The organism is Mycobacterium paraterrae (assembly GCF_022430545.2).
GTDB lineage: Bacteria > Actinomycetota > Actinomycetes > Mycobacteriales > Mycobacteriaceae > Mycobacterium > Mycobacterium paraterrae.
In genome coordinates, this window is sequence record NZ_CP092488.2 from 4,935,091 (window position 1) to 4,961,114 (window position 26,024).

Sequence of the window (26,024 nt, forward strand, 5' to 3'; positions counted from 1 at the left end):
CCCTCGATGCGCATCGACTACTACAACGACCCCAACGCTCCGGCACCTAACAGTGTCGTCCCGTCGGCTTCGGCCATCGTCACCGACGAACACGGTCGTATCCTGCTGATCAAACGCCGCGACAATACGCTGTGGGCGCTACCGGGCGGCGGACACGACATCGGCGAAACCATCGCAGACACCGCCGTGCGCGAGATCAAAGAGGAGACCGGTCTCGACGTCGAAGTCACCGGCCTGGTCGGTGTCTACACCAACCCTCACCACGTCGTCGCGTTCACCGACGGTGAAGTCCGCCAACAATTTTCCCTGTGCTTCACCGCCACCGTGCTCGGCGGTGAGCTGGCCATCGACCACGAAAGCACCGACATCGCCTGGACTGCCCCCGACGACATCCCCAACCTGGACATGCATCCGTCGATGCGTCTGCGAATCGAGCACTACCTGCAGCACCGCGACCGCCCCTACCTCGGCTGACCTACGGCTGCTACAGCCAATGGCGTACCCGCCGCACCGCCGCCAGCAGATCCTCGCGGCCCGCACCGACCGCTCGATGCACCGGATCCTCGGGCCCATAGCGCGCCAACACGTCACCCAGTCGATCCTGCGGCGATATCGGCGACCCGTCGGGTCCGGTCGTTAGATCACAATAGTTCAACGCATCCAGAACATCGCTGGGCGGCTCGCCGAACTCCGATAAACCCGACAGGCCCCGCTCGGAGGCTTCCACGCGCGCTCCGGTATGAAACGCCACCAAGGAGGCGACCATCTCCCCAAAGCCGGCCGATCGGACAAACTCCGCGCCATCGAGCGGATGAAACCCACTTTGGCGCACCGATGGTGCGTAGCCGATATCGTGCAGCCACGCCGCCGCCACCAGACAGTCCGCTGTCTGCGCATTGAAACGCCGAGTCAGCCGCTCGGCAGTCGTCGCGACACCCCGCACATGCGCCAGCCGCCGAGGCTGCCCCGCCAGCCGTGCCTCGGCCTCTCGCCGTGCACGCTGCGCCAGCATCCCGCTCACAACCGCCATCCTACGAGTCCCATCGCCATGGCGCGGACCCGCAACTGATGCTCAGCGGAGCCCGGGCCGCCATAGCCCGCGAGGAACCGGCGGCTACCTGCGGGCTTCGCTACGCTCCCTCTGCTCCCGTCCGCTGGCGCTCCCGTCCGCGCCGCTCGCTACGCTTCGCCCTCCGTCCGCCGCCACACAAGCTTGCACACGACGACGAGCGCTGTACATCTCAACGGCCACGGCATCCTGGCACCACGACAAGCCAGGACTCCTCGCTCCTCGCCGCATCGAGACGCCGCGGGCAGCAGGCGCGACCAACGCCCGCCTGACCGCCGCTGGCCTGCGATGTGAGAACTTTCTTTACTGCTATCAAGTCGATGGCGGCACGTTGCCACCAGCTCGACACCGCAGCCGCCCGACTCGAACGCCACGTCGACACCATCACCGCCACCGCCGCACCCGAGCTACAGCGTCGGGCCCGACACCGCTGCCACGCTGCTGACCGCCCTCGGCGACAACCCCGCTCGGATCAGCAGCGACGCCGCTTTCGCCAAACTGTGCGGGGTCAGCCCACTGGAAGCCTCCAGCGGCAAAACGATCCGCCACCGGCTCAATTGGGGAGGCAATCGCGACGCCAACCGTGCCCTGCACGTCATCCTGGTGGTGCGCATGCGCCGTCACCAGCCCACCCGCGACTACTTCGTTCACCGCCTGGCCGAAGGCAAAACCAAGAACGAGATCATGCGCTGCATCAAGCGTTACATCGCCCGCGAGATCTACCATGCCCTCCGCCAACCCAGCAGAAGAACCAACGAACTCATTGCCTGAAGATAGGAGCATCTGGTATCAACTCCCGAAGGGCACCCGATCCGCAATGTCCACCCATTTCGTGGCGATATGGCACCTCTGTAGATGCCATCAATCCTCCTCCCAGGTGAGTAATGTGCAGGTGGCTAATCGTTCAGGGTCATAGGGAACGCGAGATGATTTCCTTCATCACCTCATTTGTGCCGGCGTAGATTTTCTGCACGCGCTGGTCCACCCACAATCTCGAGATGGGATACTCGGTCATGTACCCATATCCGCCGTGGAGCTGCAAACAGTCATCGAGCACCTTCATCGCTCGCTCAGTGGTCCACCATTTCGCCATGGCGACGGTCTGGACGTCGAGTTGGCCCGCGAGGTGTAGGTCGATGCAGTAGTCCAAAAATACTCGTGCGATGCGCGTTTCGGTTGCAGCTTCGGCCAAGATGAATTTCGTGTTCTGAAAGCCGAAGACGGGCCGTCCGAACGCTTCCCGCTCACGGGTGTATTTGAGTGTCTGCTCCACGGCAAGTTCCATCGCCGCGACCGCCCCAACCGCGACGATGAGCCGCTCTTGAGGTAGCTGCGTCATCAGCTGAATGAAACCCTGACCCTCGGTCTCGCCCAGGAGGTGCGAGCGGGGAACTCTTACGTCGTCGAAGAACAACTCGGAGGTGTCTTGTCCGCGTTGGCCGATTTTGTCGAGGACCTTGCCGCGCCGGAATCCGGGTCGATCGGCTTCGGCGACGATCAGCGAGATGCCGGCGGCGCCCTGACTTGGATCTGTCTTGGCGACGACGATGATCAGGTCGGCTTGCTGACCGTTGGTGATGAAGGTCTTTGCGCCGGTGATCACGTACTCGTCACCGTCAAGAATTGCTTTGGTCTTGACACTCTGCAGATCAGAACCGGTCCCTGGCTCCGTCATGGCGATAGCACCGATCATTTCGCCTGAGGCCATCTTGGGCAGCCACTGCCTCCGTAGTTCTTCGGCCGCGTACTGGAGGATGTAGTGCGCGACGATTCCGCTGTGCAGCCCTGCGCCCCATGAGCTGTCCCCGACTCGGGCTTGCTCTTCGAGTACGACGGCTTCGTGCGCGAATGTGCCGCCTCCCCCGCCGTATTCTTCGGGTATGGACATGCAGAGCAGGCCTAGTTCGCCGGCTTTGTGCCACAATTCTCGGTCAACTTGGTGCTGGTCTGCGAAACGTTGCGCATGTGGTGCCAATTCGGTCGAGAAGAACTTCGCGGCAAGGTCACGAAGCTCGAGCAATTCGGCGCTCATCCAGGGAGAAATTGATGCTGTCACAGGATTCCCTCTCGGCTGTTCAATATCAATGGGTTTGATTTCTTAGGACGTTTCGATCTGATACTCGCCGGCGGAGTGACGCGCGCGTATGGCCTTCTTGTCGTATTTTCCGACGCTTGTTCGAGGAATCTCAGACACGAAGCTCCACCGCTTCGGGATCCACCACTTGGCGACCTTGTCCAACAGAAACGCGCGCAGTCGGTCGATGTCGACCTCGGCTCCACGGTGAACCACGACCAGGGCGAGCGGTCTTTCCTGCCATTTGTCGTCGGGAACTGCCACCACCGCAGCCTCGTAGATCGCCGGGTGACCAATCAGCGTGTTTTCCAGCTCGACTGAGGAGATCCATTCTCCACCTGACTTGATGACGTCCTTCCCACGATCGGTCAGCGTGAGATACCCGTCCGGGTCGATCCGGCCGACGTCGCCGGTGCGCAGCCACCCTCCGTCGAACTTGTCCGGATCATCGTCGCCGAAGTAGGCGCCGGTGATCCACGGGCCTCGCGCCTGTATTTCACCCGCTGATCGACCGTCCCACGGCACTGTCTTCTTGTGGTCGTCACGCAACCGGATCTCGACACCGCACATCGGCCGACCCTGGCTTTCGCGCATCTCCCACGCACGGGTCTCGCCTACTCCGTGCGCTGCGCGTGCGACGGTAGCCAGCGGCGAGGTTTCGGTCATGCCCCATGCCTGCACGATAGGCACGTTGTACTTGTCTTCGAATGCCCGCATCAGCGAGACGGGGACTGCCGATCCGCCGCAGGCAACCAGCCGAAGTGAGGAGATGTCCCGGGCGGGATTCGATTCCAGGTATCGATCGACATCGTTCCAGATCGTCGGCACTGCACCGGCGATAGTCGGCTGAGTCTCTTCGATGATCGACACCAGCGGCGCGGCTTGCAGATGGCGATCGGGTAATACCAAGTCCGCACCAGACATCAACGCCGCGTAGATCAGTCCCCACGCATTGGCGTGAAACATCGGGACAATGGCCAGGATACGGTCGGCCTCGCTCACTGCCAGGGCGTTCGACGTGCAGGCGGTCAGTGCATGTAGGTAGGTCGAACGGTGGCTGTAGACAACACCTTTGGGATTTCCAGTAGTCCCGCTGGTGTAGCACATGGCCGCGGCGGAACGCTCATCGATCTCGGGCCAATCGAAAGTCTCCGGTTGCTGCGCCAGGATCTCCTCGTAACGCAACACCGTCTTCCCGCATCGCTGCAGCGGAGCGAGGTCGCCGCCCCCGGTGGCGATGACCGTATGCACCGACTCCATCGCTGGTAGCGCACTAGCCAACAATGGCGCAACCGACGCATCCACCAGGATGATCTGATCGCTGGCATGGTTGGCGATGTACGCGAGTTGCTCTGGAGCCAAACGAATGTTGAGGGTGTGCAGCACCGCGCCCATGGAGGGAACCGCGCAGTAGGCCTCGAGATGTTCTTGGTTACTCCACTGAAAAGTGGCCACCCGTTGATCTGCCGTTATTCCGAGCCCGCGCAACGCATTGGCAAGTCGGCCCGCTCGCCCCAGGACGCTACGGTAGGACATACTTCGGTATCCAATTCCGTCGGGGGTGATCACCTCGCTGTTTCCGTGAATGGAGGCGGCATGGCGGACAATTGCCGAGATTGTGAGCTGGACGTCTTGCATCGTGCTGTGCATTACGCATCGGCCCTTCAGGCGAACAGGTCTGGATGGCGACTCGCATCGCCTATGAGCGTCCCGTAGTGGGTTCTGAGCGCTTGCAGGATCTCTGCCAGCGGTAGATCGTCGAAGGCGCCTCGATCCCTCAGATATTCCATGTGTTGTGTGCCGTCACCGGCGAACCCGTGCAGCAGGGCGTCTGTGCGCCCGTCGAAATCAATTGGCGGGACGCCGAACCGTGCGCATAGCTCGCGATTGAACGCCGGAGTTGCCTTGACCCAGACACCGCAGAGATGCATGAGGCTGTATCCGTGGTAGACGAAGACGTCGGTACCGCCCATCCGCTCACGCAATGTCTCGGTCTGAAGGTGGTTTCGGACATCGGCGAACCCCAGCCGCGCTGGGATGCCTGCTGCTCGGCAGGCCGCCGTCAAGAGCACCGCCTTCGGGACGCAGTAAGCGCGGTCTGCAGTTGCGATGGTGCTGGCGCGATACGCATGCGGGTCATCGGTCACGGTGTAGGGGTCATACCAAATCGAGTCGCGGACCGCAGTGAAGATGGCTATGGCCTTCATGGTGTCGTCGACCGCGCCGCGGGTCGCCGATGCAACGAAGTCGCGTACCGATTCATGTTGCCAATCGAGGAACTCCGTGGGCTCCAGGTAAGGCGAGTTCTCACCGCTCATCGGTGCCGCAACGTCACAGGCAGTCCGTCCACGGGAATGGGCAGCGAGGTGTTGTCCCAACGCACGTGATAGTCGTTTGGGACCGTCCAAGCGTAGGTACGCAACATCTGGTGCAGGATTGCCTTCACCTCGAGTGTGCCGAACTGCATCCCAATGCATTTGTGCGCCCCCCCGCCGAACGGCACCCAGGCGAATCGGTGCTGTTGGTCCTCGCGCCGGGGCTCATCGAAGCGCGACGGATCGAAACGGTCCGGGTCGCTCCATATTCTGCGGTCGAAGTGATTTACGGCGGGTGTGATTGCGCACAAGGTTTCACGGGGGATGTGATAGCCGTCGATGGCGACATCACGGACGGTCTTGCGCATCACCAGCGGAACGGGCGCCAGCAGACGCAGAGCTTCTTTGAGGATCAGATCGAGGACCGTCATCCGCTCCAGTTCGTCGATATCTGGCGAATCGTGACCGAAGGACCGCGCCTCCGCCGCTGCCTTCTCCTGCCACTCAGGATGTTTAGCGAGGAAGTAGGTGACAGCAGTGGTGGTGATCGTGGAGGTGTCATGGGCGGCCATCATGAGAAAGATCATGTGGTTGATCACATCCTCGTCGGAGAACCGTTCACCGTCTTCTGTGGTCGCCTGGCAGAGGGCGGCGAATAGATCGTCGGTCTCGCCTGCACGCGCGGCCGGCAGGTGTCGGGAGAAGTAGTCCTCCAACACGCGCCGCCCATGCACGCCGGCGCGGAACCTGGTGCCCGGGAGTGGAACTCGCACAAAGGAACTCGCCGCGCGAACAGTGGACACGAACGCCTCGTTGACAGCAGCGCTCTCGTCCTTGCCGCGGCCACCCATGAAGACATCCGTGGCAATATCGAGGGTGAGATTCTTCAACAACGGGTAGATCCGGACCGACGGACCGGTCGGCCACGCGGGCACGGCTGCGCGAACGCACGGGGCCACCTGCCCGACATATCCGGTCAGGCGAGGACGCGTGAACGCCTCCTGCATGATGCGCCGGTGCATCAAATGTTCGTCGAAGCTCATGAGCATCAACCCGCGATGGAAGAAAGCATCGATCAGGAAGGACCAGCCATCTTGAGAAAAGGCCTTGGCTTCGCTTGTGAACGCCTCACGCGTTGCGTCTGGACCGGCGATGACCACCATTTTGGTACCGAATGCGCCCATCCACGACACCGAGCCCAAACGTTCGTAACGCTCCCGACTGAATTCTGAACCAAATCGGATGTAGTCGACAGTGTGCCCCAGCAACGGGAGTCCAGCGTCCCCTAGGACGGCTCTCAGCCCAGATCCGGCGGGGGCCGGCGCAAGTTCCCGGACTCTCCAGTCCCGACTCCACTGTCGCCATTTGTCATCGACGACGCGGGGGGCGGGCGCCAACAGGACAGACGTCAACCGCTCCTTGGGGTGACGCGTGATTGCGAGAAGCTGATTAGCCACGATGCCTCCTGGGCGCTCTGCTGCACGGATATCTGGTAGTAGTTTACATAGATGTGCTGAATGTCAATATTCGAACAGTTAACAGTGAAATGTTAGACACCGCCTGCGACCCGGATCATCTGCGCAGCCTCGCGCGGTTCTCACTCGGGCCGTCTAACTGAAGGCGTTCAACGTGCCTGAATAGATAATCGTGACTGCGTGGTTTGCGGGTGAGGATCCGGTAGGCAAATGTAGGCCCAGGCCAGTTCGTCGGGATCGCGCCACTCGAGGTCGTGTACCAGCTCGCGCAAAGCGCCCACACCGACCTTCGCAGCCGCCGGCTCAATCGTGTGTTGTAGCTTTGCTCGATGTCTGGCCTGACGTCGACCGTACGCCCTGGGTCACTCGCCAAAATCTTGATGAGGGCACCGACATAGCGGACCTGAGACTCGATCATGTAAATGATCGACCCGGAACCGACATTCGTGTTCGGGCCATAGAGGAGAAAGAGATTCGGGAACATCGGGACTGTAATGCCCAGGTATGCGTGCGCCTGCGTCCCCCACACCTCGTCCAGAGTCACTCCGCCCCAGCCGCGAACACGCATCGGGGCGAGGAAGTCGGTAGCGCGGAAACCTGTTCCGTAAATGACGACATCCGCGCGATGGAGTACGCCATCGTCGGTCACGACTCCCTTGTCGCAAAGCTTCGCAACCGCGTTGGTCACCAACGAGACTTCACCGTTGGCAATCGCGGGGTAGTAATCATTCGAGAACAACACCCGCTTGCACCCCGGCGCATCTGATGGCGTGAGTTGCCGGCGCAGCATTGGATCGGCAACCTGCCGATGGAGGTGGTAGCGGGCGACCGCGCCGAGAATGCGTGACAAGGGCTTCGCGTCGACCAACGTCACTGCGAGCACTTCAAAAATCAGCCATACCGCGAAACGCTCAAGACGCAGCCACAGCGGCAGAACCTTAATCAGCTGTTGGTGAAGACGTCCGTACCTGCTGTCCCACTTCGGCAAAATCCAAGGCGCCGTGCGCTGATACAGCGTTACGCGCTGTGCCTCGTGTGCGATCCGTGGCACAAACTGTATCGCGCTTGCGCCTGTCCCGATGACGGCTACTTCCTTGCCGCGCAGCGATACCGAATGGTCCCAACGCGCCGAATGAAAACGCGGCCCCTCGAAGGTGTCTTCGCCGGCAATATTCGGCGTATGAGGTCGCGAGAGCTGCCCCACGGCCGAAATCACGACATCGCACCAGATCGTCTCGCTGGATCCGGTCACCAAACGCCAACGGCCGGCCTGTTCATCGAAGGTCATCTCGACGACTTCGGTCCGCGTGCGCAGCTGCAGGTCCATTCCGTCGGCCAGGACGAGTCGGCGAAGATATTGGAGTATCTCGGGCTGTTCTGCATAACGTCTCGACCAACGAGTGTTGGGCTTGTCCGAGAGTGAGTACAACGCTGACGGCACGTCGCAAGCCGCTCCTGGATAGGTGTTGTCGCGCCAGACGCCGCCGATGTCTGCAGCCTGTTCCACCATGGTGAAGTTGGTGAATCCGTCTCTCTTCAGCTGATGGGCCATGGCGATACCCGCGACGCCGGCCCCGATGATCACTATCGACGGATCGTGTCCTCGGGGATCCCTCGCAAAGCCGCCTGTCATGAGACAGCTAAGAAGCAGTTGATGGCGCGGTGGCAGTGGAGCATCCACGGTCCCAACACTTTCACCGGTGGGCCGAAGCTTTCAGGAAGTTTCCAGCGCGGTGGATCGCCTCACGAGCCTCGGGCAGGATTCGGAACATGGCTTGGAACACGTGGATCTGTCCCCGGTACACCTGTATCTCAACGCTTGATCCGGCCGATCGGAGACGGTCGGCAAGATGCCTCGAGTCATCGATCAACATTTCTCTTCCGCCTACCTGAATCAGGATCGGTGGCATGGACCTGAGGTCTGCGTCGAGCACGCTGAGTCGCTCATTGCGGTGATCTGCACCAGCCACGTACAGGTCAAGAGCGCGGGCCGCGGACCGAGCAGAGGCGAAAGGATCACGGCGGCGAAGTTCGCGTGCCCTCGCGAGTTCACATGTCAGATCCAGGACCGGAGACATGAGAAGCATCGAATCCGGCAGCGGCAGTCCGTCACTACGTGCGCCAAGGGCGGTGGCCATCGTGAGCTGGCCGCCCGCCGAGTCCCCGGCCACCGCAACACCGCGTTCGCCGGAAGCCGATGGCTGCCCGGTGACGAGCCAGCGGTATGCGTTCAGTGCATCGTCGGCGGCAGCGGGAAAGGGATAGCGTGGAGCTAGCCGATACCTCACGGCAAAGATGGGCCGACCGCTCGCGGAGGCAAGTTCACCGAGCAGGCCGCGGTGGGTAGCCGGTGAGCACATGGAGTAGGCGCCGCCATGAATGTAGAGCAACGGAACCGCGTGTGGATCGACCGCAGGAGAAGTGATCCAATCCCCGCGTATCTGATTCCCGGCGAACTCGGTATCTATTGTGCGAACCGCCACGCTTCGGCGGGGCCGCGATCCCACAAGCGCCATCCGGAGTACGCGATCCATCACCGCGAGGCCGTGGGCGCTCGACGGGATGAGTTGCGACAGCGGACGCAGTGTGTTTCGCGAAGTCATTGCCACGAAATGACTTGCAAGACTGGGGCGCCGGTCCGCCGCATCAGTGTTGGTCACCGTGCGCCAACGGATTCTGCGCGACGTTCAAATCGGTAATCGGAGAGCCGGAAGGTGCGGCTACGCCAGTAAGTCTCCAGGGTAGTTGACGGACGCAACGGAACATCGCCGTGTTTGTCGAAATAGTAACTGTTGGCATTGGAACAGCTCGGCTGCCAGAAAACCTGTCGATGTCGGCGGCTAATCATGTCACCGAAGTAGCGGTCGTTCGCCTGCTGTCTGACCTCTACGTGATCAGCCTTCAGCGTGCGCGCACGACGAAGACAGCGGACGATATGCCGACTTTGCGCCTCGATGAGTGTGAAGTACGAGGAGCCGTTGTAACCATAGGGGCCGAAGATATTGAAGTGATTCGGGAACCCTGGGACGCTCACACCCTCGAAGGCTTGGAGGCGGTGCTCATCCCACCAAGCAGACTGCTCCACTCCACCGCGTCCCTTCAGCACATAAGTCGGCATATTGCCCGACTCCATCACTTTGAACCCGGTGGCCAAGACCATGACATCGATCGGATAATTCTTGCCATCTTCAGTGTGAACCGAGGCATGGTCGACATGGGTGATGCCGCTGGTCTCGAGCGAAACATTGCGACGGTTGTACGTCGCGAGATAGGAATTGTGGAAACTCGGTCGCTTACAACCCAACGAATAGCGAGGAATGAGTTGGTCTCGAGTCACCGGATCATCGACCGCCCGACGCATATAGCGTTTCGCCGCCTCTTCCATGAGATCCGACACAGGGATCAACGAGTGAAAATGAGCTGCGATGGGAAATGTGAACTCGACGAACACCTGACTCGCAGTGCGCGTCATCAGCTGTGCCCCCGGCACCAACCGCATCACTGTCGCGGCCCAGCTCGGTATGGAGAAATCCGGCTTCGGCAAGCAGTAAATCGGCGTTCGCTGGAATACCGTCAGACTTGATGCGATCTTCGCGACTTCGGGAATCAGCTGCACCGCAGATGCCCCAGTCCCGATCACCGCCACCCGCTTACCGGTGAGATCTTTCGTATGGTCCCATCTGGCCGTATGCAGCGTCACGCCGGCGAAGTCGCGCACTCCTGGAATATCAGGCCACTTCGGCCGACTGAGGACGCCAGAGCAATTTATCACAAAACGCGCGGTCAGATTCTGACCAGAGGAGCAGCTCAGCCGCCATAGTGCTGCGCATTCGTCGAAACAAGCCTCGTCCACAGTCGTGTTGAACCGGATGTAATTTTGGAGTCCGTATTTTTCTACGCACCGCTCTGCATAAGCCTTCAGCTCATTCCCGTGAGCATAAGTTCGTGACCAGGATGTTCGCATCTCATAAGAGAACTGGTAACTATAGGACGGAATATCGACCGCTATTCCCGGATACGTATTCCAGTGCCATGTACCGCCGACGCCATCGGCTTCATCGACTACCAGAAAATCCGTAAATCCGGCCTTCAACAGGCTGATCGCTGTACCAATCCCAGAAAACCCGGCTCCGACTATTGCAATTTCGTAGTGCTGCCCAGACTCAGAACCCATTACTTCCTCACGTGCGCTTCGATGTCCAACCTATATCCGCTGCTTCGGTTCAGCGTGTTTGTGTCAACTTCAGGTCAGCATCGTCACGCCGAGTGATCTCGTAATCGCGCATATCCAGACGGGACAGTTCCCTAATGAACTGAGTCGCAAAGCCGGGATACATCGTGCCGTTATAGCCATCCTCCGTCAAATACCAGCTGTTGCAACCCGAGTTCCATGTGGTGCGCCGTAACCGCCGCTGAATATTGGAGTGGTACGCGTTTTGGCTATTCTCTTTCACATCCAGGGTATGGACTCCGTTGCCTTGGTCGCGCAAGAGCTCGATTGCTTTTACGATGTAATCGATTGCCGCCTCCATATATAGAAGAGCGGAGTTGTGGCCAGGACCGGAATTAGGCCCGAAAGTGAAGAACAAATTCGGATAGCCGGCCACACTCACGCTCTTGTAGGCAAATCTCCCCTCAGACCACTCGTCTTCGAGTTTTCGCCCGTCGCGCCCCCGGATCGGAAATGGCGTACCGCGTTTACACACATCGAAGCCTGTCGCGAATACTATGCAGTCCACCTCATGCTCGATGCCGTCGGCGGTTCGAATTCCGTTCGGAGCCAGTGTGGCGATCGGCCAGCTGACGAGTTTGCAGTTATCGGCCTGGAGCGCAGGGTAATAGTCGCTAGTCATAAGCATGCGTTTGCACCCAGGTCTGAACTGCGGCGTTAGTTGACGTCTCAACCAGGTGTCCTTCACCTGCCGACGCAGATTCGCCTTTGCGACCGCTTGGATGACAGATGTTGCAGCGGTATCCCAAACCATGCCCACGGCCATGACCTCATGCGCCCAAAACCACGCACCTCGTAGGGCCTGTTCGGTTGCCGGCGTGCGCTTGAAAGTCGAACGCGCCCAGGCCGGATGCCGGAAATTGACCCTCGGTAGCACCCAACCGGGCGTCCTCTGAAACACCTTGACCGACGCCGCCAACCCGACTAATTCGGGGATGATCTGCACAGCGCTCGCCCCGGTCCCGATAACCGCCACCCTCTTACCGCTCATGTCATAGGAGTGGTCCCACCGAGCACTGTGAATCTTTTTCCCCTCGTACGACTCGATGCCACGAATATCCGGGAAACTGGCGTCAGCAAGTGGTCCGCTAGCCATCACGACTGAACGGCCCCGATACCGCCTGCCGCCGGTCGTGTCGACAACCCACTCTCCGGCATCCTCGTCGAATTCCAGTGCACTCACGTCCGCACCGAAATGAATGAACCTCCCAAGATCGTATTTCGCGACAATCGCGTCGATATAGGCGAGAATCTCTGCGCTCCCCGAGTATGCGCGAGTCCAGCCTGGGTTCGGCTCGAACGAGTAGGAGTACAGCAATGACGGAATGTCGCAGGCGGCGCCGGGGTAAGTGTTGTCACGCCAGGTGCCCCCGACGCGATGTGATCGCTCCAAGATGACAAAGTCGTTAACGCCCGCTTGAAGCATTCTCATCGCCGTACCGATACCCGCGAAGCCGGCGCCGACGATCAAAGTCGTTACCGTGTCCGTCATTTAGCGACCGGTTCATAGGTCAGTTCATCCGTCCATGAAGGCGGTCGCCCGAGTACTTGCACGGGGAAGATGTCGATCGCATTGCCTAAGCGCTGGGAAACGAAGTGAAGGGGTTGGGACCGCTTGATCGAGGAGGACATGTGGGCCTTCAAGATGTGATATCCAGGCACCCTCCGCGTGTGCTCACTGCGGTCCCCGACATTGCCATATCGCGTCACCGCGTTGTACAGCTTCTCTTCGGATAGCCCCATCGCGTTGAGATTCATCAACATGCGCGTGAGAAGCGGTATATACAGCAACGCGCCAGTGAGAATACGGGGGTCCATCACAGCGCCGACCGTTTGGATTGCATGGATTCGCATGGGACTGGCGCCGAGGTCATTCAGGACTTGAAAACCTACTGCAAGGTGCCGCGATTCGTCGCTGTTGACCTTATTGAATACTTCCCCGCAAATTGGGTCGTCGACCTCATCAAGGAGAAATTTCAGCAGGGCCCCGTCCAGCGCGGTCTCCAGTGCGGGAATCGCGGCGCCGATGACAGTCAGAGGAAGAGCCTCAGCGTACCGATCTAGCCACTCGATCACGAGACGGATGTTCTTATTCGGTACAGGCTTTTCGCCTTCCTCGATCATGCCCCAGCGACGCATCAGAGCAAGTTCGGCGTTGGCGTGACGCTGCTCCTCGGCGTGAAAGTAACGGTAAATGTCTCCGAGCGCTTCGAAGGGCGCCTTCGGGGCCATCGCAGCAAAGGCGCGCGCTCCGACATGCTCAATCCACACCACGTCGGACATGAATTGCTTGAGTTTGGGACGCTGTTCGTCGGTGATCAACTCCGCACCAGGGGCGCCCCAATCGATATCGGCGAGAGCCCATTGCTTGTTCTTGATCGTCTCGAGCATGTCGCTATATGCGAACGCCATTTCACTGCTCCCTCTGTTCGGCTGGATCGTTCCATGAGGCCACGCGCTCCACCAGCCCCAACGCCCGCGTAAACTGACCGGGTAAAGCTCTTTTCAGTTGCCACAAAATTTTCGCGTCCAGTTGGGGCACTACATAGATTTGTCCGCGATCGTGCGCGTTCAAGGTCGTTCGAGCCACTTGATCCGGCGAAATGCCGGTCCACCTCATCAGGTTGGTCGCGAGTTTCGCCGCCGACTCCTCAATCTGAGGATTTTTGGCGATGTTCGTCTTGACGAAGGTGGGGCAAAGCACTGTGACATTGACGTTAGTACCGCTCAGTTCGGCCGCCAAGGTCTCGGACAGAGCGAGCACTCCGGCCTTACTCACGTTGTATGCCCCCATTCGGGGCGCCGAGCCGAAACTCGCGGCGGACGCCACATTGATCACTCCGCCACGGCCGTTGCTCCGGAGCCGGGGAACGAAAGTCTCGCACCCGTAGATAACACCCCAAAGGTTGACAGAAATCGCAGCGTTCCAGTCCTCGACCGACGTAGCGCCGATGCGATTGCCGCCCGCACCGATTCCGGCGTTGTTGATCACCAGGCTCGCCGCCTTGCCAAACCAGTCTTCACTGGCATCAGCGAGGTTACGGACCTGCTCAAGGTCGGTGACGTCGCATACGACGTCGAAACCCTCGCCGCCGGCCTGCCTCACCAACTCGGCCGACTCTTTCGCAGTGATGGGGTCTTTGTCCGCACACACAACACGTCCACCTCGGCGTGCAAGCTCAACGGCGAACGCGCGGCCGATACCGCTCCCTGCGCCTGTGACTACTGCGTGGGCGCGGTGGGTTCTACCTGGTGAACTACCGAACGGCAAGAACCTCATCTGCTTGCCTTTCGGATCGCGACACTGATTTCCGGTGCGGGAGACCATTGATTTGGGGGCATCAGCCACCATTGGTGTCGCATGCCACCAGTTTGGTCGTGAGCCCGACGTTTTGTCAAGATGTTTGATGTGCGGTCGAGAAACACGCGCTGGGGTGGTCGGACCGGTGCTGAGCGTCGAGCAGAGCGACGGCAGCAATTGATCGAGGCTGCGACCGAGATTTGGAGTGAGAGCGGTTGGGCCGCAGTGACTATGCGCGGCGTGTGCGCCCGGACAGGGCTCAACGATCGATACTTCTACGAGGACTTCAAGACGCGCGAGGATCTTCTCGTCGCAGCGTGGGATGGCGTTCGCAATGACATGCTCGGCGAGGTTTCCGCGCTCTTCGACGAGCGTGTGGATCGGCCGCCGATCGAAACCATCACCGCGGCGATCGCCATCGTGGTCGACCGGATCGCACGCGATCCTGGCCGGGCGCACATCCTCCTCGCTCAGCATGTAGGTAGCTCACCGCTGCAAGATCGCCGCGCTGTGGCGCTGCAGGACGCAACGCAGTTGGTCGTCGAGGCAAGCCGGCCACATCTCAGAGAAGACGCCGACGAGACGGCCCTTCGTATGGACACTTTGGTTGCGGTGGGGGGGTTCGTCGAAGTCATCACGGCCTGGCACTCCGGTTTGCTCGCGGTGACCGAAAAGGAAGTGGTCGCGCACACGAGCCGACTGGCTGAAACCTTGGCTCAACGCTACGTCGTCAGCGGCTGAGGCTTAACCTTTCCGTGAGTTTCGAGGCCGACTGCACTTGTCTGTATGACTGTCGCCTTGACCCGCCACCGGGCATCCAATCCGTGACGACAGGCGCGCTGTCGCTTGTTTGGAGGAACGACGCAGAAACAGTGTCTTTCTGCGTCGCCCTCCTCACGCACTTTTGCTACCCCGGCTGAGCGATGACCTTCTGTGAGCCGTCTTGGTCGAACAGTTCCTTGCTCCATCGCTCCAGGACCGCGGTGCTGTCCCAATCATCAGGGTGGAAGCCGGGGCGGTTGTACGAACGGAATCGCTGCAGCGCATCGGCGGTGAACATCGGGGTGCGACTGAAGCGACGTAGGCTACGCACCAACGTGACCGGGTTATACGAGGCCTTGTCAGAGGCCATCGACAGCGCAGTCTGCAGAATGAGTTCGCCGAACAGAATTGCAGAGGCGATCCGCATGCCCCGTACGCGGGTGCGCTCGGTGCCTCCAATCAGCCGATAGGCGTCGAAGGCGACGGCTTTGTGCTCCGACTCCTCGAACGCATGCCACAGCAGAATCGGTCGAACCTCTGTCTGTCCGATGAGCTTCTGCGCGTCATCGCTGGTGAGAATGATTTCAGCGAGCGTCGCGGTGTAGTGCTCCAATGCAGAGGTCATCGACAGCCGCATTTCTGGCGAAAAGCGCCGCTCCAATCGCTTGATCAGGCGTGCGACGTGGCGGTCGATCCGCGCGGTCGGATAACCCATGGCCTGGAGCCGTTCGTTGAGGAGCCGATGCTGGTGTCGGTGTGTGGCCTCTTGCCCGATGAAACCCTTGACCGCTGTCAGCAATTGGGGATCGTCGATGGAACTCTGGAAATACTTGACCGAGCGGATGAAGAAGTCTTCCCCTTCCGGGAAGGTCGCAGAAAGCACCGAGATGAAATGGCTCATCACCAGGTCGCCATCCACGAAGTGTCGCCGCTTCGTGGAGGTGGGCATGGGGAAACGAACGCGCCGGGGTTTTGGCAATACACGGCTCTTGGTCGAGGCTCGATCTTCCGGCATCTTGACGGGGTCCTTCCTCCGTTGCGTGATCTGACTTTAGGCCTTGTCACATGAGACTGCCAGAATGTAGGGCATGAGTCCAGCACGTGTTTATGGCGGGCTGTCCGCAACTCAACGCGATGCGCAGCGCCGCGCACTGCTGATTGACGCCGCGGTCGCGCTCATGGGCAAGCAGGGAGCCGCCGCGTGCACCGTGACCGCTGTGTGTACGGAGTCAGGAGTGACGAGCCGGTACTTCTACCAGCAGTTTCGCGACAGAGACGCGCTCCTGCGTGCGATGTTCACCAAGATCTCCACCACCTTCCAAGCCGTGATCACCAAGGCGATACCGGATGACACCGTTGCTCCTCAAGAACTCGCTTACGCTCCGATAAAGGCCCTGGTTCAGATGATCGAGAACGATCCCAGCATGGCCCGCATATTGTTTGTCGAATCGGGCGCTGAACCCCTGCTTCGGCAGCTGCGAAGCGAACTGATGTCCGAATTTGCGGAGCTCGTCCTCAGAGAGGCCCGCCTGCATCTCGATATACCCAGCGAGGTGATTCAGGTCGCAGATCTCGCCGCTACCTACGGTGTCGGGGGCCTGTTCGAGATTCTCCGTCGCTGGATAGACGGACAACTAAACCTATCGACCGAAGTGCTTATCGAGCATTGTGCGGGTTTTCTCGGCAGTCTTGGCCTGTATACCCTCGGCCAGAAACCTGACCCGGCCGCTTCGCACATCCAGGTCGATATCAACTCCCCGGCGGGCCACAACAGATGAGACCGGCGGTATTTTCGCCGACACGCTGCGGCGTCACGCTACCGAAGGCTGGTACACCACGATGTGGTCGAGTACGCGTTTGCTTAGCAAACCCCCTGTCGGCCCCGGTTCAATCCTGAGCAGCCTGCGCCGGTTGAAAAATGAGCAGATTTACGGGTTGAGTCATCCTTCCCAGGGTGGTCGCGCAGTGCAGCGTATTGACGACGCCTTCTGTATGGAGCTAGTGAAGTGATCCAGCGTGACGACGACGAATAACCCGGACGCGGACGCGACCAGCTGGCCGGTGGCTTCCTCGCGCAATTCTGTCCGCACTTCGAGTTTCCGGCCGGTTCTGGACACGAGCTCCGCGCTGACCTCGTAGGGAACCCCCAGCAATACCGGCGCGAAGAACTCGGTGTCGAGCTTACGGGTGACGGCCATCTCACCGACGACGTAGAGCAGCATGCCCACCGTGTCGTCAAGAACCGTCATGACTGCGCCGCCGTGTGCGATCCCGGGTGCGCCGCGATGTCGGCCGTCGAAGATATGCCTGGCGCCCACCCCGTCGCCACGCCGACGCGCTCGCAGGCGATGACCGTGCGGATTGTCTGTGCCGCAACCAAGGCACCACGGATGGTGCGCATCGAGGTAGTCGCCGTCGGCGGCGATAACACGATTCTGAAAGTTATGCCACCACGCGATGGCCGAATCTTCTTCCGCTTGCTCGTCGATGACGAAATCCTCCTAAATAGGACCACGCAGTGCATGGACCACCATGCGACTGAAGAACTGCGCCGACGTCGGCTGGGCTGATCGCCCGAAGAGTATGTAAAGGACTCGTTAGCCCGCCGAGATCATCGCTGCGGTACACCTTCCAGTTCCGTCACTATCAGCCATTTGGTCCTGCCCCGCAATACGCCCTCGACGCTGTCGCCGCATAGCTCGCCCGATAATGCTCGGGGTCGTCGTCGGTGCTATAGGGGTCATACCAAATCCTGTCCCCCACAGCGGTGACGGTCAACCTCGCCTTCTGCACAAGGGTCACGAACGTCACCGACCGCGTTCTGGGCGAAGCGCTGAACATCGTCATGCTGCCAATCGAGAAACCAGTAGTCTTCAGGAAACTCGATTGATTTGAAGTGCCACTCACGGATAGCCTTTCAGATGAGCTTCGATGCCGGTATCGACAGTGCCAACGGATCGACTGGCCGTTTCGAGGGCTTCGACGAGGCGCGTTTCGGCGTCCGGGATCGTCGCGGCGACTTTGGCCGCAGCTAGACTACGACTCCGTAGCGATGTGCCGGCATCCGTGGCTGCGGCCGCAAGCGTAGACCACGCTTTGGAAGCATGTCGGGCCGCGGCAGCCGCTTCGGCAGTGGCGGCGTCATCTAGGAGATCGGCGATGTTCTGGCAACCGTCTGCCTGCAGCGTACGAAAGAGCCCGCCGCCGGTACCGGCTTTCTCGATGAACGCCCCGAGCCCGAACAATGCCGCGGTCAGGGCATCGTCATCGAACAGCGTTGGCCAATGCCCTACGTCATCGGCGAAGTCCTGCACACCCTTCAAACCGGAAGATTCGACTTCAGCTGCCTCGATGCGCAGTAGCGGCGCACCTACGGCACCGCCGCGCATGAACGCTGCGCTCGCGGCGAGTGCAGCGGCCGCGATCGGCCCAAGGTCTGGCACTCGCTCTGGCCAGTCGACGTGATATGTGGTGTGCCGGGTAGGTGTGGGAAACCCGACCGAGGACCGCGCCCGGCGTAGGTCGTCGTAGGCCACCGTCTGGGTTGTCTCGCGGTCATTATCGACCACATAGGCGACCCGTTGTTCGTCATCGTATCCGGTGATGACAATGTCGTGACGGCTCATGTGCAATCGGACGCGCAGGTAAGGAAGTTCGCCGATGTCAGCCCAGACCATGACGGGTCGACCTTTGTCGATTTCGTCGGTCACAAATGCCCATCCCACGTCCGGGTCATCGGTCGATCGCACGACGAACTTTGCGCCAACCCGGGAGAGGTAATCCTGTTCCAGGTCGCTTCCTCGTCCTACCAGGTACACCTGGGGGAACAACTGCGTAGAGCGGACGTACGAGAAGTCCAAGGCTCCGCCGAGGGTGAAGACCAATCCTTCACTGAGTGCTTCTGTCCCCCATCCGAGTTGGGCCCATTCAGTAAGGTCACGAAGCGCACCGGAACCACAGTGCCCTCCCCTCCTATGGGGATAGGGAATTTGAATCCTCGTCATCGCCGCTTCCTTCCTTGTCAGTAGCACTGTTGAGACTCGTCAAAAGCTACGTTTCATCACGGCTTCCCGGCTGACAGTAGGTGCCAACACCAACACGCGTGACCGCAGCCAACCTCAGCCGCGCATCTCGACCGCCTATGGCGATGGGGCACATTGACTTTCGATCGCTAGTCCTGCATCAACACGTCAACGGTAAGAGCCACAGACGCGCAGCACTCAACCGTTGTACTCAGCTCGCTTGCTCCCGTGGTCGCGCTCCCGCGCTTCGGCTGCTTTATCAGAATCGGATGAGTCCTCGGATGTTGCGGCCCGATCGCATATCCGCGTAGCCTTCGTTGATCTGATCGAGGGTGTACTCACGGGTGATCAGCTCATCCAGCTTGAGGTGTCCGGCGTTGTAGAGCTCGACGAGCCGCGGGATGTCGTGGGCGGCGTTCGACGAACCGTACAGAGCGCCGCGGATCTGCTTTTCATACAGCGTCAATTCCAGCAGTGAACCCGACATCGAGGTGTCTTCGGGGTGCCCGATCGCGGTAACGACCACACGGCCGCGTTTACCGACCAAGGACAGCGCCTCGCCGATGTAGGACCCTTCGGCGACATCGGTGGTCAAGACGCAGACATCGGCGAGTTTGCCGCGGGTGATGTCACTGATCAGTGACCAGGCCTCGTCGATCGTGGCAACGGCATGCGTCGCACCGAAACCGCCGGCTTGTTCACGCTTGAACGCCACCGGATCGACAGCCACGATGTTCAACGCGCCCGCGATGCGGGCACCCTGAATCGCATTCATGCCGATGCCACCGGCTCCGATCACTACCACGGTATCCCCGGCACGCACCTCACCGGTGCGCACCGCCGACCCGTACCCGGTCGTCACACCACACCCGATCAACGCCGCCTTGTCCAGCGGTGTCCCCTGGTCGATTTTGACCAGAGACGCCTTGGGGACCACGGTGTATTCCGAGAACGTGCCCAGCAGGCACATCTGGCCGACGTCCTCACCCCGGGCATGGAAACGGTAAGTGCCGTCGATCTGGGGTCCCATCATGAGCGCGGCACCCAAGTCGCACATGTTCCCCATCCCCCGCGCGCAATAGGAACAGTGCCCACACGACGGCAGGAACGTCAGGATCACCGAATCGCCCTCGGCGACGTTCTCGACACCCGCACCCACTTCGACCACGGTGCCGGCACCCTCGTGGCCACCGACGACGGGCAGCGGAATGGGCAGGTCGCCGGTCACGAGGTGTTCGTCGGAATGGCACAACCCGGTCGCGGTCAGCTGGACGAGCACTTCATCGGGGCCGGGAGGATCCAACTCGATGTCCTCGACTTCCCACTTTTCTCCTAGGCCCCACAGCACTGCAGCACGTGTCTTCATGTGTGTCTCCTTAACGTCAGTGTTTCGGTCGCAGTGGATTGATGATTCACGCCAGCGTCTCGATGATGAGGTCACCGTCGCCGAACTGGCGGCGCAGCTTCTTCTTGTCGAACTTGCCAGTGGAAGTCAGCGGAATGTCGGTGACGAACGCCCACCGTTCCGGTAGCCACCACTTGGCCACCCGCGCACGCAGAAATTCGGTCAGCTCCGCCGCGGTGGCGGTGCGGTCGGCAGCCAGGACGACCACCGCCAGCGGCCGTTCCTGCCACTTGTCGTCGGGCACTCCAATCACCGTGGCGGTGCGCACCGCAGGGTGAGCGGCCAACTCGTTCTCCAATTCCACCGAGGAGATCCATTCGCCCCCGGACTTGATGACATCCTTGGAGCGGTCGGTCAGCGCGATGAACGCGTCCGCGCTGATCGTCCCGACGTCCCCGGTACGCAACCACCCGTCCGGCGACGCCGCCGGACTGTCATTCTCGTAATACGACTGAGTGATCCACGGGCCGCGGACTTGAATCTCCCCCACCGATTTTCCGTCCCACGGTTGTTCTGCACCGCTGTCATCGACGATGCGGGCCTGCACACCGGCCACCACCCGGCCTTGGGTTGCGCGCAGGTGAAGCGACCTCTCCGGGGTATCAGAACTCCGCGGCAGAGCGACCGAGGCCAGCGGGGAAGTCTCAGTCATCCCCCAAGCCTGCACAATGCGGATGCCCAGCTCGTCATAGGCGGTCATCAACGACCGCGGAACCGCCGAACCACCGCAGGCCACCATCTTCAGCGAACTCACGTCATGGCCGGGATTGTCGCGCAGGTAGTGCAGAACATCGGTCCAGATCGTCGGCACCGCCCCCGCCATCGTCGGTCGCACCGCCTCGATCATCTCCACTAGAGGCCCCGCCTGCAGGAAACGGTCAGGCAGCAGAAGCTGCGCGCCGGCCATCATCGCCGCATACGGCAACCCCCACGCGTTGGCGTGGAACATCGGAACGATCGCCAACACCGTGTCGTCATGACCGATGCCCAAGGCATTCGAGGTGCACGCCGCCTGCGAGTGCAACCACGTCGAACGATGGCTGTAGACAACACCTTTCGGGTGCCCGGTGGTACCGCTCGTATAGCACATCGCTGCGGCCGACTGCTCGTCGACGTCGGGCCAGTCGAACGTACTCGACTGGGCGGCCACCACATCGTCGTACCGTAGGACGTCCTTTCCGCACCCCTCGACCGCGGCAAGATCGCCGGTTCCGGTCACTAGCACCGTGCGCACCGAGGTCATCGACGGCAACGCCGCCGCCAAAAGGGCCAGCACCGTACTGTCGACGATGATCACCCGATCCTCGGCATGATTGGCGATCCACGTCAGCTGTTCCGGCGGCAGCCGCAGGTTCAACGTATGCAGCACCGCGCCCATCGACGGCACCGCCGCGTAACAGTCCAGATGCTCCTGGTTGCTCCACTGTAACGTCGCGACACGCTCATCTCCACGGATGCCGATCTGGCGCAGAGCATTTGCCAACCGTGCCGCACGCTCACCCACCTCGCGATAGGACACCCCAGAGATCTGCCGGGGTCCGCGCGCAGTCAGCACCTCGCGATCGCCATGAACTGCCGAAGCATGGGCCACGATCGCGGGCACAGTCAACGCAACGTCCTGCATCGTGCTCCTCATCGCACACCCGCCCTACAGCCCGCGGTGAGGCGAGGGTCACGCATCGATGAGGTCCTGCCGATTCTGGCTCTCCAGCATCAACCGGTACTCGGGGAACAGGTTCTTGGCCTGCGGGATCAACTTGATCAACTTCGGCACCGGACCTTTCGCACGTACCGTTCCCTTGGCCATCGCCATCGTCAAGTTCACCTTCCCCAACCAGAACTTGTTCCCCGTGTCTGCCGACATGAACAACTCCACGTTGGGCACCGCGGTACTGGCCGCTCCGGTCTCCACCACCTTGTTCGGCATGTCCACCGTCACAACCGCATCCGGATCTGTGTAATGCACCCGCAACACCACACCCGAATTCGCGAGCTTGTCCGCCAGACCTTCCTTCTCCAAACCCCGCCGAAAGATCCCGCCCAGGAAGGCATAGACCTCGTCCTCGTCCCTAAATACCGCCACCGTCAACCTCAACTAACCTCATTGTCAGAACAGAACAGAACAGAACAGGCACCGACTTCTGACGCTGCTCCTCCGGATAGAATCGTCATGCTCGTTGGGAAACCCCACTAGGTCCTGATGCGCTGCGCCAAGGCGACCGCCGGGCAGCCGCTAGCGTTCCTTTGCCAGCGGGGCTGGATGGCAATTGTCACTGAAGTACCTCTCCAAGACACGCGTCGCATCCGCCGTCGTCGTTCCCACCGCCTACGCACCGCCGGCACCTCAGTCCGAGCCGGCGAGCACCAGTTCGGCCCGTTCGACGGCGACTTGCTGCGTGATGACCCGCTTGCTGAACATGAAGTCGCGGGGACGGTTGATGCAGTCGGCGGCAATGAGCTCGCCGGCACGGAGGTAGAAGCAGGTGAAGTCGCGGTCCCGGGTCGGGTCGCCGCTGAGGACGACCTCGTCGTACCCGGTGTTGAGACCGGCGATCTGGAGCTTGAGGTCGTATTGATCTGACCAGAACCATGGAAGGGCCGCAATCTTCTTGGACTTCCCACAGACGGTCGCGGCGGCGACCTTGGCCTGCTCGGCCGCGCTCGGCACGGACTCCAGGCGGATGCGACGGCCGTAACGGGCCATGTCGTGGCTGGCGCAGTCCCCGGCGGCCACGATGTCGGGGTCGCTAGTCCGGGCCCGATCGTCGATCACGACGCCGTTGTCGACGACCAGGCCCGCGGTGGCGGCGAGCTCGGTGTTCGGCTCCACGCCGATGCCGACAATGACGAGGTCGGCGGGAATTGATTCGCCACTGGCCAGGATTACTTCGCGGACCCTGCCGTCGCCGGACAGAGCCTCGACCAGCGTGCCCGTCCGGATGTTGACGCCCTCCTCCCGGTGGATCCGGTCGAAGAACTCCGATACCTCCGGGGCGGTGACCCGTTCAAGGACGCGCCCGGTCGCCTCGAGCAGGGTGACCTCCAGACCCAGTGCACGCAACGAGGCGGCTGTCTCCAGTCCGATGTAGCCGCCGCCCACGATCACCGCCCGACGCCCGGGGCCGGCGGCCTCTCGGATCATCTCGCCGTCCGCGGCGGTGCGTAGGTAGAAGACTCCGGCCAGGTCCGCTCCCGGGGTGGGGAGCCGACGAGGCCGGGCGCCAGTGCACAGCGCGAGCTTGTCGTAGGGCAGTGCGTCGCCGGTACTCAGCACGACATGACCAGCCGAGCGGTCGATCGCCGCCACCGTCGCATCCAGGAGTCGGATCCGCTGCTTGGCGTAGAAATCCGAGTTGCGGATCGCGAGTTCGGCCAGTTCGCATTTGTCGGCCAGGTACGACTTGGACAGCGGGGGCCGCTGGTAGGGCAACGCCGACTCATCGCCGACGAGGACGATCTCGCCGTCCCACCCTTCTCGGCGAAGACTGGCGGCGAGCTGGGTGCCCGCGTGGCTGGCCCCCGCGATGACCGCTCGCTGCACGGTCATGCGCCACCTTTCGGGATGAGGCGGACCATCAGCTTACTGATCCCCCTCACGAAGTTGGACTGCACGTACTCGGGCTCACCGACGACCTCGATGTTCTCGAACCGCGGAAGCAGCTCCTCCCACAGGATCCGCAACTGCATCTCGGCCAGCCGGTTACCCATACAGCGGTGCACGCCGAAACCGAAGGAGATGTGGTTACGGGCGTTGGCCCGGTCGATAATCAGGTCATCGGGCCGATCGAACACGCGCTCGTCGCGGTTGCCCGAGGCGTACCACATCAGGACCTTATCGCCCTTGCGGATGAACTGCCCGTTGAGCACAGTGTCGGCCTTGGCGATCCGGCGCATATGCGCGAGCGGGGTTTGCCACCGGATGATCTCCGAGACCATGTTGGGGATCAGCTCGGGGTTCGCCTTCAGCTTCTCAAACTGGTCAGGGAACTCGTTCAGCGCCAGAACACCACCGCTCATGGAATTGCGGGTCGTATCGTTGCCACCCACGATCAGCAATACCAAGTTGCCCAAGAACTCCATCGGGCGATCGATCAGGTCCTTGGTGCTCTCGTCGCTCTGCAACATGGTGATCAGATCGAAGCCGGGCAGCTCTCCGGCAGCTTTCCGGGCTGCCTTGTCCCGCCAGTGAGCGCTGAGACCTCTAGCCATATCGACCATGCCGCGAAATATCTCGTCGTTGTCCGAGGGCCCACCGTTGGCTTGCTCCATGGAGGTGGCGAGATCGGACCATTGGACGAGCTTGCGCCGCTGCTCGTACGGGAAGTCCAGCAGCGTGGCCAGCATGCGCGCGGTTAGCTCGATCGAGACGTGCTGCACCCAGTTGAACGGTTCGCCAAGCGGCAGAGCGTCGAGCACGTCTACCACCCGCTCGCGGATGAGGCCCTCCATCTCACGCAGGTTCTTCGGTGCGACCACACCCTGGACAGCCTGCCGTTGCCGGTCGTGTTTCGGGGGGTCCATCGCGATGAACATCGCAATGTCGAGGAAGCGCGGCGGGCTCCCGATGACGATGAACGGCTCGGAGGAGAAGACCTCGTGGTTCTTGTCGACGGCCACGATGTCGGCATGCCGCGTCACCGACCAGAACGGGCCGAACGCGCTGTGGGCCTGATAGTGCACGGGAGCCTCGTTGCGTAGGCGCTCGTAATAGGACTTCCAGCGACCCTGACGATAGAGGAAAGGATTGCTAAGGTCGATGTCGGTCAGTTCAACCTCGTCAGCCGGCGGGATCGGTCGCTCGATGAAGATTTTTTCACCGTTGGTGCCGGTGACCCAGCGCCGCGTTCTGTCGTAGAGGTGGGCGCCCTGGATTATTCGGTCCATCGGAATTGTTGCCTGAGCCTTGGCAGTGACTGCCTCGCGAATATTGCTCACGTCTCACCTCTCTTTCGTCATCACAGTTGGAACTCGGGCAGATGGACGATCAAACCGTCCCACGCCTCAGAGACCTGCATCTGGCAGGACAGCCGGGAGGTCGGCTGACGCTCGGGGTTCATCGCGAGCATCTCCTCTTCATTGGCCCCGGAGAGGCCGACCCGATCGGACCATTGCGGATCGACGATCACATGGCAGGTGCCGCACGCGGCTTCGCCTCCGCAGTCGCCGTCGATGCCGGGCACCGCATTGTTGGTCGCGACCCGCATCAGTGACTGACCTTCCTCGAGAGGCGCCTCATACTTCTCGCCGCCGTGGGAGACAAATGTGACAACTGCCATAGCCAGGCTCCTTGCGTGTCCTCAGTTACTTGACACAAGTCTTGCGCCAGATGAGCGCTGCGGCTATGTTCGCCGGAGTCAGAAACTTGTGATT

The 26,024-nt window shown here is 61.1% G+C and carries 25 protein-coding genes; 5 read left to right on the plus strand and 20 right to left on the minus strand.

Annotated elements, in window-relative coordinates; genetic code table 11:
* The first annotated feature begins 6 nt into the window (after positions 1 to 6).
* Complete coding sequence (locus tag MKK62_RS23745) at positions 7 to 474, plus strand: NUDIX hydrolase (protein WP_046190479.1); 468 nt, start codon at positions 7 to 9, stop codon at positions 472 to 474.
* A 10-nt stretch (positions 475 to 484) separates the two neighbouring features.
* On the opposite strand, the gene MKK62_RS23750 is transcribed toward MKK62_RS23745, so the two are convergent.
* Positions 485 to 1,021 carry an HD domain-containing protein gene (locus MKK62_RS23750; RefSeq protein WP_046190487.1) on the minus strand — a complete coding sequence of 179 codons (537 nt, stop codon included), beginning with the start codon at positions 1,019 to 1,021 and terminating at the stop codon, positions 485 to 487.
* 519 nt (positions 1,022 to 1,540) lie between these two features.
* On the opposite strand from MKK62_RS23750, the gene MKK62_RS26615 reads away from it, so the two are divergent.
* Positions 1,541 to 1,840 carry a transposase gene (locus MKK62_RS26615; protein WP_231743115.1) on the plus strand — a complete coding sequence of 100 codons (300 nt, stop codon included), beginning with the start codon at positions 1,541 to 1,543 and terminating at the stop codon, positions 1,838 to 1,840.
* A gap of 139 nt (positions 1,841 to 1,979) precedes the next feature.
* On the opposite strand, the gene MKK62_RS23760 is transcribed toward MKK62_RS26615, so the two are convergent.
* The 10 genes from MKK62_RS23760 to MKK62_RS23805 all read right to left on the minus strand — a co-directional run bounded on the left by MKK62_RS23760 (position 1,980) and on the right by MKK62_RS23805 (position 14,444).
* A complete protein-coding gene (locus tag MKK62_RS23760; protein ID WP_016889182.1) occupies positions 1,980 to 3,101 on the minus strand; it encodes an acyl-CoA dehydrogenase family protein in 1,122 nt (373 codons plus the stop codon).
* Positions 3,102 to 3,167: 66 nt separating this feature from the next.
* Positions 3,168 to 4,793 carry a fatty acid--CoA ligase gene (locus MKK62_RS23765; RefSeq protein WP_046190478.1) on the minus strand — a complete coding sequence of 542 codons (1,626 nt, stop codon included), beginning with the start codon at positions 4,791 to 4,793 and terminating at the stop codon, positions 3,168 to 3,170.
* A gap of 14 nt (positions 4,794 to 4,807) precedes the next feature.
* The gene (locus tag MKK62_RS23770) at positions 4,808 to 5,461 is read right to left on the minus strand and encodes a transglutaminase-like domain-containing protein (protein WP_046190477.1); all 654 of its coding nucleotides are present in this window, start codon (positions 5,459 to 5,461) and stop codon (positions 4,808 to 4,810) included.
* Positions 5,458 to 6,915, minus strand: coding sequence for a cytochrome P450 (locus MKK62_RS23775; protein WP_046190476.1), 1,458 nt, complete (start codon positions 6,913 to 6,915; stop codon positions 5,458 to 5,460). The genes MKK62_RS23770 and MKK62_RS23775 overlap by 4 nt, the downstream gene beginning before the upstream one ends.
* A 115-nt stretch (positions 6,916 to 7,030) precedes the next feature.
* Positions 7,031 to 8,566, minus strand: a complete 1,536-nt coding sequence (locus MKK62_RS23780) for a flavin-containing monooxygenase (RefSeq protein WP_046190475.1) — start codon at positions 8,564 to 8,566, stop codon at positions 7,031 to 7,033.
* A gap of 61 nt (positions 8,567 to 8,627) precedes the next feature.
* Positions 8,628 to 9,593, minus strand: a complete 966-nt coding sequence (locus MKK62_RS23785) for an alpha/beta hydrolase (RefSeq protein ID WP_083070860.1) — start codon at positions 9,591 to 9,593, stop codon at positions 8,628 to 8,630.
* The gene (locus MKK62_RS23790; protein ID WP_046189499.1) at positions 9,590 to 11,107 is read right to left on the minus strand and encodes a flavin-containing monooxygenase; all 1,518 of its coding nucleotides are present in this window, start codon (positions 11,105 to 11,107) and stop codon (positions 9,590 to 9,592) included. Before MKK62_RS23790 ends, MKK62_RS23785 begins: the two co-directional genes overlap by 4 nt.
* A gap of 49 nt (positions 11,108 to 11,156) precedes the next feature.
* On the minus strand, positions 11,157 to 12,656 hold the full coding sequence (locus MKK62_RS23795; RefSeq protein ID WP_046189498.1) for a flavin-containing monooxygenase: 1,500 nt from the start codon (positions 12,654 to 12,656) through the stop codon (positions 11,157 to 11,159).
* On the minus strand, positions 12,653 to 13,576 hold the full coding sequence (locus tag MKK62_RS23800) for a hypothetical protein (RefSeq protein ID WP_012394817.1): 924 nt from the start codon (positions 13,574 to 13,576) through the stop codon (positions 12,653 to 12,655). Before MKK62_RS23800 ends, MKK62_RS23795 begins: the two co-directional genes overlap by 4 nt.
* A gap of 1 nt (position 13,577) precedes the next feature.
* Positions 13,578 to 14,444 carry an SDR family NAD(P)-dependent oxidoreductase gene (locus MKK62_RS23805; RefSeq protein ID WP_012394818.1) on the minus strand — a complete coding sequence of 289 codons (867 nt, stop codon included), beginning with the start codon at positions 14,442 to 14,444 and terminating at the stop codon, positions 13,578 to 13,580.
* Positions 14,445 to 14,573: 129 nt separating this feature from the next.
* Between MKK62_RS23805 and MKK62_RS23810 the strand changes: the two genes are divergently transcribed.
* The gene (locus MKK62_RS23810) at positions 14,574 to 15,206 is read left to right on the plus strand and encodes a TetR/AcrR family transcriptional regulator (protein WP_109370774.1); all 633 of its coding nucleotides are present in this window, start codon (positions 14,574 to 14,576) and stop codon (positions 15,204 to 15,206) included.
* Positions 15,207 to 15,372: 166 nt separating this feature from the next.
* Here MKK62_RS23810 and MKK62_RS23815 read toward each other — a convergent pair whose 3' ends face one another.
* Positions 15,373 to 16,176: a metal-dependent hydrolase gene (locus MKK62_RS23815; RefSeq protein WP_016889186.1), complete on the minus strand. Its 804-nt coding sequence runs from the start codon at positions 16,174 to 16,176 to the stop codon at positions 15,373 to 15,375.
* 139 nt (positions 16,177 to 16,315) lie between these two features.
* Between MKK62_RS23815 and MKK62_RS23820 the strand changes: the two genes are divergently transcribed.
* The gene (locus MKK62_RS23820) at positions 16,316 to 17,005 is read left to right on the plus strand and encodes a TetR/AcrR family transcriptional regulator (protein WP_012394821.1); all 690 of its coding nucleotides are present in this window, start codon (positions 16,316 to 16,318) and stop codon (positions 17,003 to 17,005) included.
* A 162-nt stretch (positions 17,006 to 17,167) separates the two neighbouring features.
* On the opposite strand, the gene MKK62_RS26540 is transcribed toward MKK62_RS23820, so the two are convergent.
* The gene (locus tag MKK62_RS26540) at positions 17,168 to 17,476 is read right to left on the minus strand and encodes a PaaI family thioesterase (RefSeq protein WP_012394822.1); all 309 of its coding nucleotides are present in this window, start codon (positions 17,474 to 17,476) and stop codon (positions 17,168 to 17,170) included.
* Positions 17,477 to 17,512: 36 nt separating this feature from the next.
* Here MKK62_RS26540 and MKK62_RS26545 point away from each other — a divergent pair, with 36 nt between their 5' ends.
* Positions 17,513 to 17,797, plus strand: coding sequence for a hypothetical protein (locus MKK62_RS26545; RefSeq protein WP_012394823.1), 285 nt, complete (start codon positions 17,513 to 17,515; stop codon positions 17,795 to 17,797).
* A 333-nt stretch (positions 17,798 to 18,130) separates the two neighbouring features.
* Here the strand turns inward: MKK62_RS26545 and MKK62_RS23830 are convergent, their stop codons facing one another.
* The 7 genes from MKK62_RS23830 to MKK62_RS23860 all read right to left on the minus strand — a co-directional run bounded on the left by MKK62_RS23830 (position 18,131) and on the right by MKK62_RS23860 (position 25,930).
* Positions 18,131 to 19,231: a BtrH N-terminal domain-containing protein gene (locus tag MKK62_RS23830; protein ID WP_046188921.1), complete on the minus strand. Its 1,101-nt coding sequence runs from the start codon at positions 19,229 to 19,231 to the stop codon at positions 18,131 to 18,133.
* Positions 19,232 to 19,508: 277 nt separating this feature from the next.
* On the minus strand, positions 19,509 to 20,615 hold the full coding sequence (locus MKK62_RS23835) for an NDMA-dependent alcohol dehydrogenase (RefSeq protein ID WP_046188899.1): 1,107 nt from the start codon (positions 20,613 to 20,615) through the stop codon (positions 19,509 to 19,511).
* A gap of 46 nt (positions 20,616 to 20,661) precedes the next feature.
* Positions 20,662 to 22,278 (minus strand): fatty acid--CoA ligase, encoded by a 1,617-nt coding sequence (locus tag MKK62_RS23840; RefSeq protein ID WP_081288818.1) that lies wholly within the window; start codon positions 22,276 to 22,278, stop codon positions 20,662 to 20,664.
* A 48-nt stretch (positions 22,279 to 22,326) separates the two neighbouring features.
* A complete protein-coding gene (locus MKK62_RS23845; protein ID WP_016889191.1) occupies positions 22,327 to 22,737 on the minus strand; it encodes an SCP2 sterol-binding domain-containing protein in 411 nt (136 codons plus the stop codon).
* A 261-nt stretch (positions 22,738 to 22,998) separates the two neighbouring features.
* The gene (locus tag MKK62_RS23850) at positions 22,999 to 24,201 is read right to left on the minus strand and encodes an NAD(P)/FAD-dependent oxidoreductase (RefSeq protein WP_046285459.1); all 1,203 of its coding nucleotides are present in this window, start codon (positions 24,199 to 24,201) and stop codon (positions 22,999 to 23,001) included.
* Positions 24,198 to 25,538, minus strand: coding sequence for a cytochrome P450 (locus tag MKK62_RS23855; protein ID WP_046285458.1), 1,341 nt, complete (start codon positions 25,536 to 25,538; stop codon positions 24,198 to 24,200). Before MKK62_RS23855 ends, MKK62_RS23850 begins: the two co-directional genes overlap by 4 nt.
* Before the next feature lie 71 nt (positions 25,539 to 25,609).
* Positions 25,610 to 25,930, minus strand: coding sequence for a 2Fe-2S iron-sulfur cluster-binding protein (locus MKK62_RS23860; protein ID WP_012394830.1), 321 nt, complete (start codon positions 25,928 to 25,930; stop codon positions 25,610 to 25,612).
* Positions 25,931 to 26,024: the final 94 nt, after the last annotated feature.